This window comes from Exiguobacterium sp. s121 (assembly GCF_018617245.1).
Classification (GTDB): domain Bacteria; phylum Bacillota; class Bacilli; order Exiguobacteriales; family Exiguobacteriaceae; genus Exiguobacterium; species Exiguobacterium profundum.
Genome location: NZ_JACSJV010000001.1, coordinates 450,940 through 465,705 on the forward strand (window position 1 = coordinate 450,940; position 14,766 = coordinate 465,705).

At 46.7% G+C, this 14,766-nt stretch carries 11 protein-coding genes; 7 read left to right on the forward strand and 4 right to left on the reverse strand.

Features of this window, described 5'->3' with window-relative positions:
* The first annotated feature begins 32 nt into the window (after positions 1 to 32).
* The 7 genes from KOG47_RS02415 (at position 33) to KOG47_RS02445 (ending at position 9,463) form a co-directional block, all read left to right on the forward strand.
* Positions 33 to 1,688: a hypothetical protein gene (locus tag KOG47_RS02415; RefSeq protein WP_215243691.1), complete on the forward strand. Its 1,656-nt coding sequence runs from the start codon at positions 33 to 35 to the stop codon at positions 1,686 to 1,688.
* Positions 1,689 to 1,922: 234 nt separating this feature from the next.
* Complete coding sequence (locus KOG47_RS02420; RefSeq protein WP_215243692.1) at positions 1,923 to 3,260, forward strand: trypsin-like peptidase domain-containing protein; 1,338 nt, start codon at positions 1,923 to 1,925, stop codon at positions 3,258 to 3,260.
* 347 nt (positions 3,261 to 3,607) lie between these two features.
* A complete protein-coding gene (locus KOG47_RS02425; RefSeq protein WP_167365507.1) occupies positions 3,608 to 3,757 on the forward strand; it encodes a hypothetical protein in 150 nt (49 codons plus the stop codon).
* A 145-nt stretch (positions 3,758 to 3,902) separates the two neighbouring features.
* On the forward strand, positions 3,903 to 6,017 hold the full coding sequence (locus KOG47_RS02430; RefSeq protein ID WP_215243693.1) for a hypothetical protein: 2,115 nt from the start codon (positions 3,903 to 3,905) through the stop codon (positions 6,015 to 6,017).
* Positions 5,998 to 7,902 carry a hypothetical protein gene (locus tag KOG47_RS02435; protein ID WP_215243694.1) on the forward strand — a complete coding sequence of 635 codons (1,905 nt, stop codon included), beginning with the start codon at positions 5,998 to 6,000 and terminating at the stop codon, positions 7,900 to 7,902. The genes KOG47_RS02430 and KOG47_RS02435 overlap by 20 nt, the downstream gene beginning before the upstream one ends.
* Complete coding sequence (locus tag KOG47_RS02440) at positions 7,859 to 8,812, forward strand: SH3 domain-containing protein (protein WP_215243695.1); 954 nt, start codon at positions 7,859 to 7,861, stop codon at positions 8,810 to 8,812. Before KOG47_RS02435 ends, KOG47_RS02440 begins: the two co-directional genes overlap by 44 nt.
* 234 nt (positions 8,813 to 9,046) lie before the next feature.
* Positions 9,047 to 9,463: a M48 family metalloprotease gene (locus tag KOG47_RS02445; RefSeq protein ID WP_215243696.1), complete on the forward strand. Its 417-nt coding sequence runs from the start codon at positions 9,047 to 9,049 to the stop codon at positions 9,461 to 9,463.
* A 106-nt stretch (positions 9,464 to 9,569) separates the two neighbouring features.
* Here KOG47_RS02445 and KOG47_RS02450 read toward each other — a convergent pair whose 3' ends face one another.
* The 4 genes from KOG47_RS02450 to KOG47_RS02465 all read right to left on the reverse strand — a co-directional run bounded on the left by KOG47_RS02450 (position 9,570) and on the right by KOG47_RS02465 (position 14,712).
* On the reverse strand, positions 9,570 to 10,676 hold the full coding sequence (locus KOG47_RS02450) for an acyltransferase family protein (RefSeq protein ID WP_215243697.1): 1,107 nt from the start codon (positions 10,674 to 10,676) through the stop codon (positions 9,570 to 9,572).
* A 119-nt stretch (positions 10,677 to 10,795) separates the two neighbouring features.
* Positions 10,796 to 12,877, reverse strand: coding sequence for an alginate lyase family protein (locus KOG47_RS02455; protein WP_215243698.1), 2,082 nt, complete (start codon positions 12,875 to 12,877; stop codon positions 10,796 to 10,798).
* Between the two features lie 513 nt (positions 12,878 to 13,390).
* The gene (locus tag KOG47_RS02460; RefSeq protein ID WP_196431120.1) at positions 13,391 to 14,254 is read right to left on the reverse strand and encodes a tyrosine-type recombinase/integrase; all 864 of its coding nucleotides are present in this window, start codon (positions 14,252 to 14,254) and stop codon (positions 13,391 to 13,393) included.
* A 14-nt stretch (positions 14,255 to 14,268) separates the two neighbouring features.
* Complete coding sequence (locus KOG47_RS02465) at positions 14,269 to 14,712, reverse strand: sigma factor (protein WP_159562825.1); 444 nt, start codon at positions 14,710 to 14,712, stop codon at positions 14,269 to 14,271.
* Positions 14,713 to 14,766 lie beyond the last annotated feature (54 nt).

Here is a 14,766-nt window from a genome sequence, read left to right on the forward strand (position 1 = left end):
AAACGTAAACCAAAAGAATGGATGTGGGGAATATGAAACGATGGTTACGCATAACTGGACTGATAGTCTTGTTTAGTCTCTTCTCGTTTTCAACAGCAAAGGCAGCCCTCGTCATCGAACCGGTAAGTTCGATCGACGTGAGTCGCCCAACGAACTATATCGTAGGAAACGAGCAAATGTATATTGGTGGGAAAGAGGGATATCGGGCATATCGTTTGTCGGACGGGACCCTGAATCTTGATGTAAAAGGACAAGCTACTGATGTGTTAGATGTTAGTGATGATGAACAGTGGGTCATTACTAAACAATCATCTGGCCTCGTGACATACGATAGCGAGGGAATTGAACATCATACGTTAGATGAAGCAAAATGGGGACACATGACGATATCCTTTAAAGATGAGACCGTACAAGCCCGCTTTTTGCCGAAATCCTCGGTCGTCGTCATCTTAACGGAGTCATCAGGTCTCGTTTGGTATGATGTTGCTACCGATCAAGTGAAAAAGCAAACCTTTATTGTTCGAGATGGGCGCTCTGCCCCATCGTCTCAGACGCTTCGTGTGTCAAAACAACTCATCGCTGTAGGGGAGAAGAGGATGATGTCGTTATACACTCATGAAGGGAAAATGACCTCCTCGTTCGACATGGAAGAATCGATCGAATCGTTCGATGTGACGGACGACAATATTGTTGTGATGATAAGAGCGGATGGCAGTTTATATGAATATAACCCGAGCACAGAGAGAGGGACTTTACGAGAAATCGGAGTCCATGGAGAAATCATGGTCAGTTCGTCCGGAACGTTTTTCTCGAACGAAACATCTCTCTATGACTTTAAGACGGGCAAGCGAGTCTATTCATCGATTCAACCGGGGCGTGTCGTCTTCACACCAGATTCGACGCGGTTTGTTTCGATTGGGGAACGCATTGAACTCTATGCTACGTCTTCACTCAACCAACGCATTCGTTCCATTGCAGTCAATCCAGAGTTGAAAATAATCGAATCCGACACGAAGGTCCGACCGAGTCTGATTGTAATTCGAGCGGACGGTAAGAAAGAGACGATCACGGAAGGGGTGACGTGGACGACGACTTCGAAGGAACGGTTAGCGATTGAGAACGGTCTTTTTGTCGGGAAACAATCAGGGCCAGTTGTAGTGAACGCAACCTATGAAGATCACACTGCCTCACTTTATATAAAAGTCGTACGGGCCCCTCAACTAACAGATCTTGAATGGTTGAAAGAACAGAAGAAAGCACTCGATCAAAACGGAACGTTTGAAGGCGCGGATTATCGTATCGGAGATTTATATGCAAAAGTAAGAGGAACTGCTGGCAAACTTTTGTTAGACAAAAAGGTAGCGACACGAGGAAAGTTCCAAGGAAGTTGGATATATGCTGCGACGAACCGTTCAAAGCGTGTGAATGAGATTGTCTTCTCATTTTGGAACTACAAGCGCCCAAACATTACTGAACGGGGCGTACAACGTGCTTTCGGGAAACCGATTCAAACATGGACCAAGAAATCTAAGACATTTGAAACAATTAACGGAAGTAAATCGTGGGAGAAACGCTCTGTGGGAAAAATTACGGCATATCGCACGAAACAAAAACATACGGTCTGGATGTATTATGACACGAGTGGAAAGTTACGCATGTTCCGTCTGTTTGAAAAAGTACCGAAATGAGGTTTAAAGGTAACGAAACGTATTTTAAAAAATGGTTCGAATCATCTTTCTTTTTAAGAAGGATGATTTTTTGATGATTTGTCAGTTCATGTCGAACGATTCCTTTTCAATTTTAAATTTCTAATTGACTTGAATAACATATGTTTACTACAACAAAAGAACTAAGTTGATACTATCAAGATGATAGACAAGATTCACATGAAATGACTAAAGATGAAAGTGAGGTCGAGAGATTTGAAACGGTTCGTGACACAGTTTTCTCTTTTTGCCATTCTATTCATGTTATTGGGCACATGCTTACCTACCACAGCAGCCGCGGCAAGTTTAACGGTTTCTCCGAAGAGTGTGGCGTTACAGGTCGGTCAATCGAAAACGGTACAGGCGAAAGCGAGTGGCGTGAAAAAACCGGTGTATGTATGGAAATCTTCGAACGCGAAAGTAGCAACTGTGAAAAATGGGAAAATTACAGCGAAGGCCGTCGGGAAAGTGACAATCACGGTCACTGTCCAAAAGACGAAGTTGAAGTCGACCGTAAGTGTGACGGTGAAACCGAAAAAACTAAACGCACAAGAAGCGTTTAAGTTAGTCAATCCATCGGTTGCGACAATTGAGATGTACGATGCTTCCGATCGACTTACCTCGACAGGGAGTGGATTCGTGACGAAGAAAGGGGAGGTCATCACGAATTTCCACGTCGTCTCAGGTGAAGCGAATCGATACGCTCGCATTCGATTCGCAAACGGCACCGAGGTTGAGACGCTTAAGTTAAAACGCTTTGATGACGCACTAGATTTGGCAGTCTTAGACGTTCCTTCCCTTCAATCTATTCCGATATTGTCGACGGCAAAAGCGGGAAGTACAGGATCAACCGTGTATGCCCTCGGGAGCCCGAAAGGTGTGGACAATACGATCACACAAGGGATTCTCAGTAATCGTGAAGTCTTCTTTGGCGGCCAACCTTATCTTCAATTCAATGCCAGTGTGACTCATGGCAATTCAGGTGGTCCTCTCATTAACGAGTACGGGCAGGTCATCGGAGTCGTCACGTGGGGGCTTCCTGACTCACAAAACATGAACTATGCGGTACCAATTCAAGAGCTAGGCAATTTGAAATATGGACGCGATACGATTGCAAATGTACAACTGCCGACCGAACCAGGATATGAGTTACCCGTCGTATCAGGCAAAGGTGACACACGAGAACAGGAATTGAATGATGCGTTTGCGGATGCAGATGTGATCTCTTATGCCTCGGGTGATTTAATTGGTTCTGTTTATGATTTAGAAGATGTCGATACATTCGTCTTCCGGACCGATAAACGAATGACGCTATCCGTGTTTGGAGGATGGATGAACAATCGGCAAGGTGAATACTGGGCGTTCGGTCTATTTGACGCGAACGGTGATGCGATTCGTTACAGTGAAGAGTTCTCGAATGAAGGACGCTATTATGGAACGTTGGACCTCGTCATTCCTGCCGGCGAGTACTACTTGGCCTCGTTCCCATTGTCCGGTTTGGCAGATTCGGAGTATTACAATCAGTCCTATCGAATAAGTTATGAATTGAAATAACATATCTTTGTAGTGGGATGAGGAGTATCGGGAGTATTTCGAAAAATCAATATAAAATAGTCGCAAGAGCTATGTGTATTTGTTTTGGGACGAATGCACATGGCTTTTTGGTGTTGTCGGGAGTCATAAAAAGTATACAGAAATGGACTAATAAATGGTCACTTATCATTCTGTTTTATTATCTATCAATTAGCATAAAAAAATCATACTTGTAGCCATCTCAGTAAAAGGTAATTAAGAAGTTAGATTTGTCTTGAAACATTTCCATAAAAAAGAAAAAATATCATCTTTGATTGTTAGATTATGTATTAAAATGAAACGAGTAATGAAGGATGAGGAGTGAGAGAATGGCGCGTAAAACAAGAAGTGATTGTACGGTAGGTACTTTTGAGAAGAAGCACGGTCTTCCTCCGGGAACAATTCGGAATCCAGATGGAAGAGACACGCGAAGCGATAAGAAAATCGGAACGATTCGTAAAGAGTCTGAACGAAAATAATTTCTACATCGAGCAAGGAAGCACGTACATGATGAGCGGGTCTCTCAGTGGTTTTGAGGACGCGCTTTTTGAAGTTATACATGGAATTGAATCAGTGTTTGGATAGAGCGACACTATTCGAGATTCAATATAAGGAGACGATGAGATGGACCACCTGATTGATTTTAAACAAGAATTCACGATGCAGACGATGCTGCATGAACTGCACGAGTTGATCGCGAAAGCGAATCGACTAAACCTCGACACGACGACGATTGAAGGCGTGTATAAGGATTTAAACGTCTTAAACCTATTCTCTAACCGTCATATCGTCAGTGTCGCTGGCTTGCAGAGTGCTGGCAAAACGCTCGTTGTGAAGCGGACGCTCGATTTACCGGATGACCTCTTGTTATCAGAAGTCGGAGTCGGAGAAAAACGTCCTGTCCTTCTTTCGTCTGACGCGACTGCGACAACGATTGCTTATCGAGTGACCCGCACTGTCAAGACAGCTTCGGGAAGCTTTGAATTGCAGGATGAACCCATCACGAAAGAAGAACTCAATACCGGTATTCAAAATCCAAGCGGCGATATGCTTTGGTTCGAGATCATTTTACCGAACAATCGTGTGCTCGGTCATTTGACGCTCGCTTTATTACCGGGGTTCGAACGGAGCACTCGCTCGGATTCACAAAAGTTCCTCGATCTTTTCCTCAAATGCTCGACGGGAATGATTCTGGTCTTAAACCATGCTCGACTCGCTCAGATGGATCAAGAGATGCTACTACAGAAAGTCGCTTCGACATATAAAGACAAGGCACCTGGCTTCGTCCTCACGCATGCGAGCGAATTGACAGAAGAGAAAAGAACGATGATTTCACAAACCCTATTCCAAAAGTTCAGTATGGCAGACGAGTCACAAATCATTTTAGCCGATACGGACATCGATAACGTCCCTCAAGAAATGGAACGATTGCTCAAATCGAACAGCCAATTCACTCAAGACTCACTCCAACTCCATCACGAGAAACTCATGATGATTGGTGAGACGTTAACACGTGAACTCATGAAACTTGAGCATGTGCTCATCGCACAATCGGACCGAAAGAATGATCAGCGCGAGTTGCGGACGATGCAACGTTTATTTGATGCGGCTCGTGATAAATATATTCAAGAGTTAGACGAAACGTTAAAAGTACGTTTAGAGGTACATGTAAAACGCTGTATCGATGAAGTGACGGAAACTATTAGACAAGAAAATCATACGTTATGGGACAAAGCACGAGCTTCTTTCAAAAAAGATATGACGTTCAATGAGCGGCACGAGTTGCTTGAATCCATCCAACATGTCTATACGACTGAAAATCCACGTGTATTGGACATTTTGATGATGGAGTCGATTGAGACAATGACAAGGAAACGTCTTAGCCTCCATAAGCCGCATGTGTCTCAGAAGAAGCAAATTGAGCAGGCGGTGCCAAAACCGGCTCTCAGCTTTATGGAGCCGAAACCAAATGAACTCGTGCCGAACCAGCCTGAACTCGAAATCGCAGCCACGGACACGATGCAGGAAGCGTTTAGTGAGACATTGACGGAGGTGGATCGTTATTTAGATCCGACTGTTCTTGATGTCTCACTTGGGGGACAACATACCCAACAACTCCCAGTGATTGCTGGAGCGATTGTACAGCATCTGATCTTGACGAAAGGAAAAGAGGGGGATGCGGACCTTGTTGTTGGTGGGATCGAAGAATATGAGACACTCAAAGCTAAAATCGGAAACATGGAAGGATTTCATCAAGAGTATTCAGGACTCGTGCTTGATGCCAACCGCATGGTGACCGGAACGGCTATCTTTTTCGGTGTCGATGCACTCGATGGGAACTTCAACAGTTTTGGAGCTATTGTAGGGGCTCTTGAGGCGTTAGGTGTGGCAGCCGGAGTGGCAACAGGCGTTGCGGCAGCTGGTGTCAGTGGCGTGGTTGGTCTACTTGCCATTAAGCGAGGTTCGGAAAAGATTGAAAAATTCAAGTTCGAGCGTCATGACTATGCGACACAAGTGCTAAAGGCGACAGCTGATTATCAACGCGAGTCGACGATTGCGCTCGTCAATAACGTTATGGATGAGATGCGTGACAAATTAGTGCATGCCTACTATGCCCGTCGGCAGGACGATGTGAATTCTGGTTTGTATGAAGAAGTTGAAGTACGCGTGAATCGCTTGAAGAATGAGTGTGGCAAACTCCGGGAAGAGGCGTTCCGCAATGCGGGAGCTATTTATTGAATTTGAAAAGAATCGGTATGAGTGGGCATTTGACGCCAAGCATGATTTTATGAGCCGATTTCAACTATATGATGCTGAAGGTGTGACGCCGGACCAAGAGAAAGTCGTCCTATCGGTATATGGACCGACACAGGTCGGTAAAACGACACTCATCTTGAACTTACTTAGGGTGAAAGAAGAGGCGATTGAAGAGATCTCGTCATTTTTACGAGGGAAACGAGAGATTGGTCAATCTGCGACGGTAACTGTGACGAGTTACAGTGTATCTGCCACAGAAGATTACGTTCTTACCTTGCCGAATCAAGAACCCGAAGTGATTCAGTCGACAGACATCTTAGAAGATCGATTATCCACACTTCGAGTCGATGTCGAGGCGGGACGAATTGATTCACTCGCTCCTGTGCGCATCGCCTTGCCGAAGTCTTACTTTGAACAAGCAGACGTTGCCATCGAATTGCTTGACCTGCCTGGGATTGAGTCAGCGGAGGAACGTGAACTTCGTCACGTCGAACGTTGTGTCAATCATTGGATTCCTCGATCGCATATCTGTCTCATCGTTAATGGTGCAGGTGACCTGACGTTCCTTCGGGACATCGGCATGACGCACTTGCAGCATTGGTATGACTATCCGGATAATTTTTATGTCGTCTTGACTCGTGCGTACTCTCCGGAATCGGTCAAACGACGATTGCGGGACAAGTCCATTTCAAACGAGACAGACCTCCGTGCCTACTATCATCGTGAAATTGGCGACATCCTCGGTCGAACGCCCGGGACAGTGTATCCGGTTGAGATTGGGGCGAGCATGCATCGGCTTGAGCCGGACACGCGTGAGATGGCCCAGTCGATTTTGAATGAGTTACGAGAGCGGATTGAACAGACTGATTATCGGCATGTGTCCTTTAGTTTTTTGACAGGTTACTATGCAGAAGTGGTGCGTCAGAGCGATGAAGAGATTCGCCATATCACAGAAGATTTAGACGTGGCAGAACGGGAACTCGTTCGATTGAAGGAACGAATGCAGAAGTTAGAGGAAGAGGGAAAAAAGCGGATTGAGGATTTTGGAAGCCAAGAAATACAGTTGGCTGAAAAGATTGATGTCTTCAAAAAGGCGTTCGAACAAATTCATCATCGTGAAATCCAAGAAGCCATGATTGAAACGGAGTTAATACATGCAAAGTATGCCAAATCAAAAATGGCGTTGAATACTGCGTTCTCTCGAGCAATCACAGTACTAGATCAGTCATTGACTAAAGGCGTACAAACCATGAATCGATTACTAGATACAATTTATTTCGAACTCGATCGAGTTGACTCATCTCGATTGCACGTGTCACATCCGGGGGAGATTCAATTTTTTTCATGGGATAGCTCGAAAGTAGACCGTTATTTGTCCCAAAAGAACTATGAGACGCAGATGAATTCGATGAAAAAACACCTCCTCGAAGAGTCAACGCGACTGAGTGAGTTAGTGTATCACGAAGTGAAACATATCTACGATCAATTGCAGGATATATCCGAAACGTTTTCGAATGATCAAGTGCGCTTGGTTATTCGTTTCACGCATGAGATGGATTTGCTTAAGGCTGAACTAAATGAAGCTGAGCACAGCGTGATCCAACTACATGAACGATTGACGAAGACGAAAGAACGTTGGCAAGAAGACATAAACCACGCACAACAATACCGAAGTTTCTTCATTGAGCACTTCGTGAAACGTCAGCAAGCGTTATTGCGACAAGCAACGTCCGACAATACCGAAGAACGTTACAGCGCTGGACTTTATTTATACACGCTCGGACAAGATGCCGAGGAAATTATACAAGCACTGGGGTGTCCGAATGGAAACGAAACAAGCCACGACAGTGGAAGACGCGCTTTATGAGCAAGCATTGTCGTCCCTGCGACAATTGAATCAAGAGGTATTCTTAAACGATCTCGATACGAAGTTAAAACAAACCATCCTGATGATCCAACAAGAAGTAGATGATTTAAAAGCAAAACTTGAAGAGGATCAACTCTATCTTTCTTCGACTATCCAAAATTTGAAGCAGGTCGTTCATTCAGATAGCACAAATTCGGTTGAACGGGTCGAGCAGCTAGATGAGCAGGTGCGGTCGTATTTTCGTGACTTCTATGGTCATTTCACGACAGAGATCGAGCAGTTGAAAAGTGCGTCGGCATCTTCGGTTTCCTCAACCGAACAGCTAGTTGCAAAGCATATGAGCAATGCTGAGAGTCGGATGCATGATTTACAAGTACAGCAAAAGGCGACAATGGAATATGTCGATGTACGTTTCGAAAAGCTAGGACAAGTATATGATAGCTGGCTTCTCGCACTAAATGAAATGAAAGACGATTTTGCCAAACAGGCGAAGACGTTCCATGCGGCGAACGAGGCGCAACAACTTCATTTTCAAACTGGACAGGAAGAACTATCCCAGCGAGCCAGTGAACTGGACGCAACGATGCATCGATTAGAACAGCGACAGAATGAGTTACGTGAAACGACGAAACAAGAGTTCCTCCAAGCTGTTGCCGATAGTAATGCGTCACGCCTTACTTGGGAGGAAGCAATCGCAGAAGAGATGACCGCACGAGGAGCTAGTGAAGCGGCGATGCGGAAACAGTTGCTCGATGACGTGAACGCAACTGCTGAAGCTGCGATCATCCAGCTGAGAGAAGAGAATGAGGCACTTGCCAAGCAGAATGAAGCCCGATTCAAGCAGAATCGATGGATTTTGATTGGGTTGGGTGTATTGGGTGCAGCTCAAATTGTATTACAGGTGATATAAAAAACTCGATATCGAATTGAATGTGGGACATTTCACAGTACGAGATTGGAGTGTCCTCTTTCAGTGTATCGAAAATTCAGAAAGAGGTAGATTAAGATTAAGTTTTTTAAAAGTGAATTAAATAGATTCATTGCTCTGGCGGTAATCGGGGGTTTCTTATTTTGGATTTCAGCGTTTCCTATAAAACTTGGAATTATCGTTTCTTACAGTATGTTGATTCTAGTAATCTATTTAGTGTTGGAGTTGTTTGTTTTTTATAGAAAATTAAATATCATAACAATTGTTGGAATGATTGTTTTGATTGTGTCATTTGGTACCTTCTTAATGGGGTGGTGGGGTCTACCATCAAACAACGTGAACTCTGACAACGGTGTAATTGATTCTAAAATTATTTTTATTGTCTCCATATTGTCCATCATGATTGTGATTGGAGATTTACTGGCGACCTACTTATCCCATAAAAAATGGATCAGTCGTTTCACCACTATTTTTTGGTCTCTTGTTGGGATACTTTTGTTTATGCTCCTCATCGTGGATTCATCTTTGATAGAAGAACGTTTTAGTCAGGTGAACACTGACTTTCTATCCATTGTTGCGCTTGGCACCTCACTACTTACCATTGGAGTTAAAAGTCAGTTGCTTGAAGAATGATGTGAATGTTTGTCATACAAAATGATGAAGGTGTCTTTACTGTGGAATTACAGGAATCATTTTAAAACATATATGACAAAAGGAGCTCTTTTTGGAGCTCCTTTTGTCATGCGACTTGGTTCTTCTGTTTCTGAGAAAGGCGTTTCTTTATGATTGAACGTCCAAGCTGAATCCCTGGTCGCTCGATAACCTGATACGTGACGGATGCAATCACGCCAGAGACGACGAGCGTCACGAGGAACGTCAACATCCATAACGTCGTCACGCTATATTGCTGGGTCCACGTCTCGTTGAAGAGATGATTGACCCAATCGAGGACGAAAAAGTGGACGAGGTACAGGCTGAAGCTGATATGCCCGATGTACTGCATCACCGGATGATTGAGGATACGTCCCCGAATACCGGATAAGCCGAGAGCCAATAGACAAAAGGCGAGACCGAACAGCGCATGTTTCGGAAACGCGCTATAGACATCATACGGAGTAATTCCGAGTATGATTAGTAACGCAATTGAGCCGAACGTCATCGCATAGTGCGTTCGCACGGACCACGATTGGTCGCGCCACACGAGATACAACGTGACCCCCATCAAGAAGATCGGCAGCTGGTTCGGGAACCAATAAAAGGCGAAACTCTTCACGTCCATGAATGGCGGACTCTGTTCGGTCAGGAGGTGCAGGACGATGCTGAGTACGAGCGTCGATGTTGTCCACACAATCCCTTGACGCGCTGTCTTGATCCATTTGAACAGGAACGGCACACATGCATAAAATAAAAATTCGTTCGAGATTGACCAACCGCCCGGCACGAGACTGAATAACCACTCGGGATGCAGGACGTTCGTGAACGTCAACGTCGAGACCAAGAGGGAAAGTGTCACGTCTGGATAAGCCGTCGAAACCCCGATGAATTGATTGATTAGATCAAAACTCAAGTAGAAGAGCAGTGCGGCGTAGAACATCGGTGCGATCCGGAAGAAGCGCTTCGTGTAGAAGTCCTGAAGCGGAATCTGGCGCGATACCGTATAGCGCTCCAATGAATAGAACAACGTGAAGGCGCTGACGATAAAAAAGAGTTGGACGCCGCGCGACCCTTGTATCCCGATATGGTATAACCAATCGGGCAATTGTTGAAGGGACCGTGTCGAGTGCGTCAACACGACCCCGAGGATGGCATAACCGCGAAGGGCATCTAAAAAACTGAGCTTCTGCAACTGATGTAATCTCCTCTATATATTCCTATTTTTCTTTTCGTCAAACAATCTATCACGCTGTTGACGGTGTGTCTATTTGATTCAGACACTTGTGTTGAAACTGTAAAATATAGTTCTCGTTAAATCGGCACGCGAATTTGTCTCGTCTCTTTATTCGAGAGCGTATAAGTCACGATGTAGCTCGAACCGGACACTTTCACACTGGCCGACCGAATCGTCGTCTTCGACTGGTCGAGTCGTATGAGCGTGAGGTAGCGCACGTCTTTCCCGGTATTATACGAGATGACTTGTGGACGCGGCTTCCATTCGTAATCCTCGACGGCGACGAAACTCGTGCTGTTGCGCATCGATGAATTTTTAAGGTTTAGCTGCATGAGCTGAATCGTTCGCCCGTTCGTATCACCGTAGACGACGTTCTGGGTCGCCATCGAACTCTGAAGGAGATTCAGACCTTCGGCGAGATGGAACCGCTGCACGAACTTCGTGGTTGCGGGTGAACTGATCCGGTCGTAGACGATGAGTGTCTGTTCTCTGTCGTAGACGAGCGTCCGTCGATGCGTCGCTCCGTTCCCGATGAGCTGGCTCTCCCCAATCGTAAGAAGGGTCGAACCGAGATTTTGTACGGTCTTGATGTTGCTCTTCCCACGCATCGTGGAGCGGAGGTCGAGATTCGCCCCGTCACGGTGGACGGTATTGTGGGCATCGACACCGAAGACGCGCTGACGTTCGGGGCGATTCGTATAGCCGTAGCGCCCCGTCTCGATGATGAAGTCGCGGCCGAGGCCGTACAGATCGATGCTCAAGTCATCGGCATGTTTGTGGGCACTGCTATGATAACCTGCTGTCATCATCACCTGGGTCGCCTGATTGAACGCGCGAGGTGGAGATGCCCAGTATTCGCGCATGAAGCTGTATTGGTTGCTGATCCATTTCGCCGTGACCGGTGGACGTGTCCCTTCCTTCCCTTGGGTGAGGGCGAAGACGAGCTCGGGGAAATCCTCGATATGCGGAATGATCGAGGTGTTCCGTCTGACACCGGACGTGTCTCCAAAGGTCGGGAGTGTCCCGTTCGGTTTGATCATATACGTCAGTTGCTTCGGCATCTGTTCGACCCGTGTCATGCTCGAAGGGAGTGAGAAACGGTTCGCTTCTGCCCAGATGAGGAAGCGGTCGAGCACGTGATACATATAGGACTGATAGCCGGGTGAATGCTCGAGGTGGACGGCGTCCGACGTGATGCTGTGCCGGATCTGTTTATCGAGGCGGCTATCTGCGAGCGTCTTCCACGTTCTGCTCCGGTCGAACTGTGGGAACGTCTGCGCGATGGCGGTGAGCGCCATGTCTTGGAAGATCCCATGATTGTGATCATTTTTATAGAAGCTGGACGTCGCGAGTAACGTGCCATGGTCGTGGAGCGTCCGCAACATCAGACCGGTGAACGCCGTATCTTTATAGAGTGAAGAAGATTTATAGGCATCCCAAAAATTCAAGAGATGGAACGTCCGAATCGACGTGCCGTGGTCGTTATATGGCCAACGGTACTGTTTGTAGTTCGCAATCGGATGGGCTTTCGTCCAACTTTTAACGACCCGTACCCCGTACTTCAAATAAGCGGTATTGCCGGTCTCGTTATACGCCTGGGTCAATTGATTGAGCACCGTCAAATAATGAATTTGGAACGGATAGGAATTGCTCGACGAGCTCGGGATGTCCCTGTGCCAGTTAAACGTATCGACGTTCGGGACGGACAATTGATATGGTTTGGACGGGATCGACCAATCCCCACGAATCGCACGGTTGGCGTAGTCGACGGCGCGCGCAGGTGTCAATTTTTCATATTCATATGGCGCGTGAAGTGGCATCTGTTTCATATACTCATGCGCGAGTCGTGCCGTTCCACTCGACTTCAAATTCGAAGGGGTGAGTGGGTCACCGAGTAAGAGCTTGGCCTGACTTTTCTTTATGTAGATCTTTTTCGTATGACTCAGTGCGATGTAGTACCAGCCGGACGTACTGACGGCTGTGTAGCGTTTTGTTGTCGAATACGCTGCCACTTTCGTCAATCGACCGTTCTTCATTTCATAGACGGTCGCATTTGGGATGGAGCGGATATCGAAAGGGTTCGTCGCAGCCTGGACGGAGTCTGTCGGGGTCATGCCCCAAGCCCCTACTAAGACGAGGACGAGTAATATTCGTTTCATGCATACACCTCAATAAATTTGGATTTACTTCTTTTTCAAAGTATACCATGAGGTGCGTTTATTCCCTTAATTTTCTATATCATCTTTATTTTAAATGGAGGTAGGTTCAATTTGATTTTGTCCCGACAATTAATGAAGGATTACGACGGATGCATGTCGAGTCCTCATTTGGAAAAATATGATAAAGTGAGGTGAATCGAATGACTTGTATGTCATACGCCAAAGGGGAAGATGTGAATGAAGCACGTTAGTTTGTTTTTATTACTTTTTTTGTGACGGCACTCGTCATTTACGGGATCTCTCTGACCGCGCCAGGATTATTGGTGCCGATTGTGTATTTGGCTATTGCAGCATTGATCGGAATCATCGTGTACTTACTGAAAGTGTATATCGTAAACAGATAAGAACGATTCCGCGTCGATCGGAGGTGGTCTGGTCCCGTTCAAGCAGAAACCGATTTCCTATACAAAGAAGACCGATCTAATTCACAGGTCGGTCTTCTTCGTATGGTCTTTAATCCAACGTCAACCGTTCCACCGCATCGCGAAGATGATTCTCGCGGACGCGGATGTACCGACGTGTCGTCTTCGGCTCGGAGTGGCCAAGTAATTCAGATAACGTCGTCTCCATGACCCCTTTGTCATAAAGGTGCGTCGTAAACGCATGGCGAAGCGTATGAGACGTGACAGGATAGCCGAGCACTTCTGTGGCAGCCGTCGTCAGGTGACGATTGATGGTCGTCTTACAAATCAAGGCGCCTCGTGCAGATGGGAACACATAGGGCGAGTCGACGGGACGTCTCTCCTCATCGAGATAGGTGGAGAGGACGGAGTGAATCTTGTCATTCAACGGGATTCTCCGGGGCTTTCCGTTCTTTGATTCTCGGACATAGAGTAACCGCTCCTGCAAATCGATCGCATCGAGTTTTAACAGCCGGACCTCGTTGATCCGCATACCCGTATGGAGCTGAACGGTTAAAAACGTACGATACAACGGGACGTCGATAGCATCGATGACAGCGGACAATTGTCTAGGGGAGGGGATCTCCGCTGAATGGCGCTCGGTCACTTTCACCCGTAACTGATGAAAGGGGTTATGGGTGACGAGATGCTCGGCGATGGCCCAATCGTATAAGCCGCGAAGAGCGCTCAAGTAGTTGTTGATGGTCACCGGTTGACAGCCTTCCGAACGGAGCGTGTCGATATACGGCATGACGTCTTGCCTCGTTTTTAATTCGTCGAGCGTTCTGCCTTCTCCCATGATGGCTTCGAATCGGGCAAACTTATAGGTCGCCTGGCTGACCGTGTTGTCCGATTTTCCGGTCATGCGTAAATAGTGGATGTGCTGGGCGACGGCGTCTTTCATGTGTAAGGTCATCTTCCTGTCTCCTCTTACTCGTTGTCCTCACGGAGCATCCGTTGCAGTTCGGCCTTATAGGCGCGTAGTCGACTCGGCGAGTACCCGAGCGATGCCTCGGTCCCGTGAAGCATATGGCAGAGTAAGGTGAAATGGCGATTTGGTAAAGTGGATCGCTTGTCGTCTAGCCAAAGCGAGAGGGGCACTTCGCGCTGGTCGACTTGTTCGGGGAGTCGTTCGCTCGCGACCTCGTGTTGGAGCGTCTTCGCCTGTTTGGCCCGTTCGTTCAGGATGGCCCCGCGGATACGGATGAAACAGTACGTTTTTCCTAACGTCTTGCCGTCTTGAAGGGCACGCCATAGGGCGATTCGTGCCGTTTGGGCGGCATCGTCGACTTCGTTCGGATGGAGATGGAGCTGTCGGATGACGTAAAAGATCATCGGCTCCCACTCTTTGATCTGTTCGTTAGCATCTGGCATGGTGGGCTGCTTTCCCGCGCGCGTCTCAAGTTTCCTAGGTGGATACAGCATAAT

What these genes read in the sequence shown, in the direction of transcription:
- KOG47_RS02435 (WP_215243694.1), top strand. Translation starts at nt 5,998, where the DNA reads ATGCGGGAGCTATTTATTGAATTTGAAAAGAATCGGTATGAGTGGGCA.
- KOG47_RS02465 (WP_159562825.1), bottom strand. Translation starts at nt 14,712, where the DNA reads ATGCCAGATGCTAACGAACAGATCAAAGAGTGGGAGCCGATGATCTTT.
- KOG47_RS02440 (WP_215243695.1), top strand. Translation starts at nt 7,859, where the DNA reads ATGGAAACGAAACAAGCCACGACAGTGGAAGACGCGCTTTATGAGCAA.
- KOG47_RS02430 (WP_215243693.1), top strand. Translation starts at nt 3,903, where the DNA reads ATGGACCACCTGATTGATTTTAAACAAGAATTCACGATGCAGACGATG.
- KOG47_RS02415 (WP_215243691.1), top strand. Translation starts at nt 33, where the DNA reads ATGAAACGATGGTTACGCATAACTGGACTGATAGTCTTGTTTAGTCTC.
- KOG47_RS02460 (WP_196431120.1), bottom strand. Translation starts at nt 14,254, where the DNA reads ATGACCTTACACATGAAAGACGCCGTCGCCCAGCACATCCACTATTTA.
- KOG47_RS02455 (WP_215243698.1), bottom strand. Translation starts at nt 12,877, where the DNA reads ATGAAACGAATATTACTCGTCCTCGTCTTAGTAGGGGCTTGGGGCATG.
- KOG47_RS02425 (WP_167365507.1), top strand. Translation starts at nt 3,608, where the DNA reads ATGGCGCGTAAAACAAGAAGTGATTGTACGGTAGGTACTTTTGAGAAG.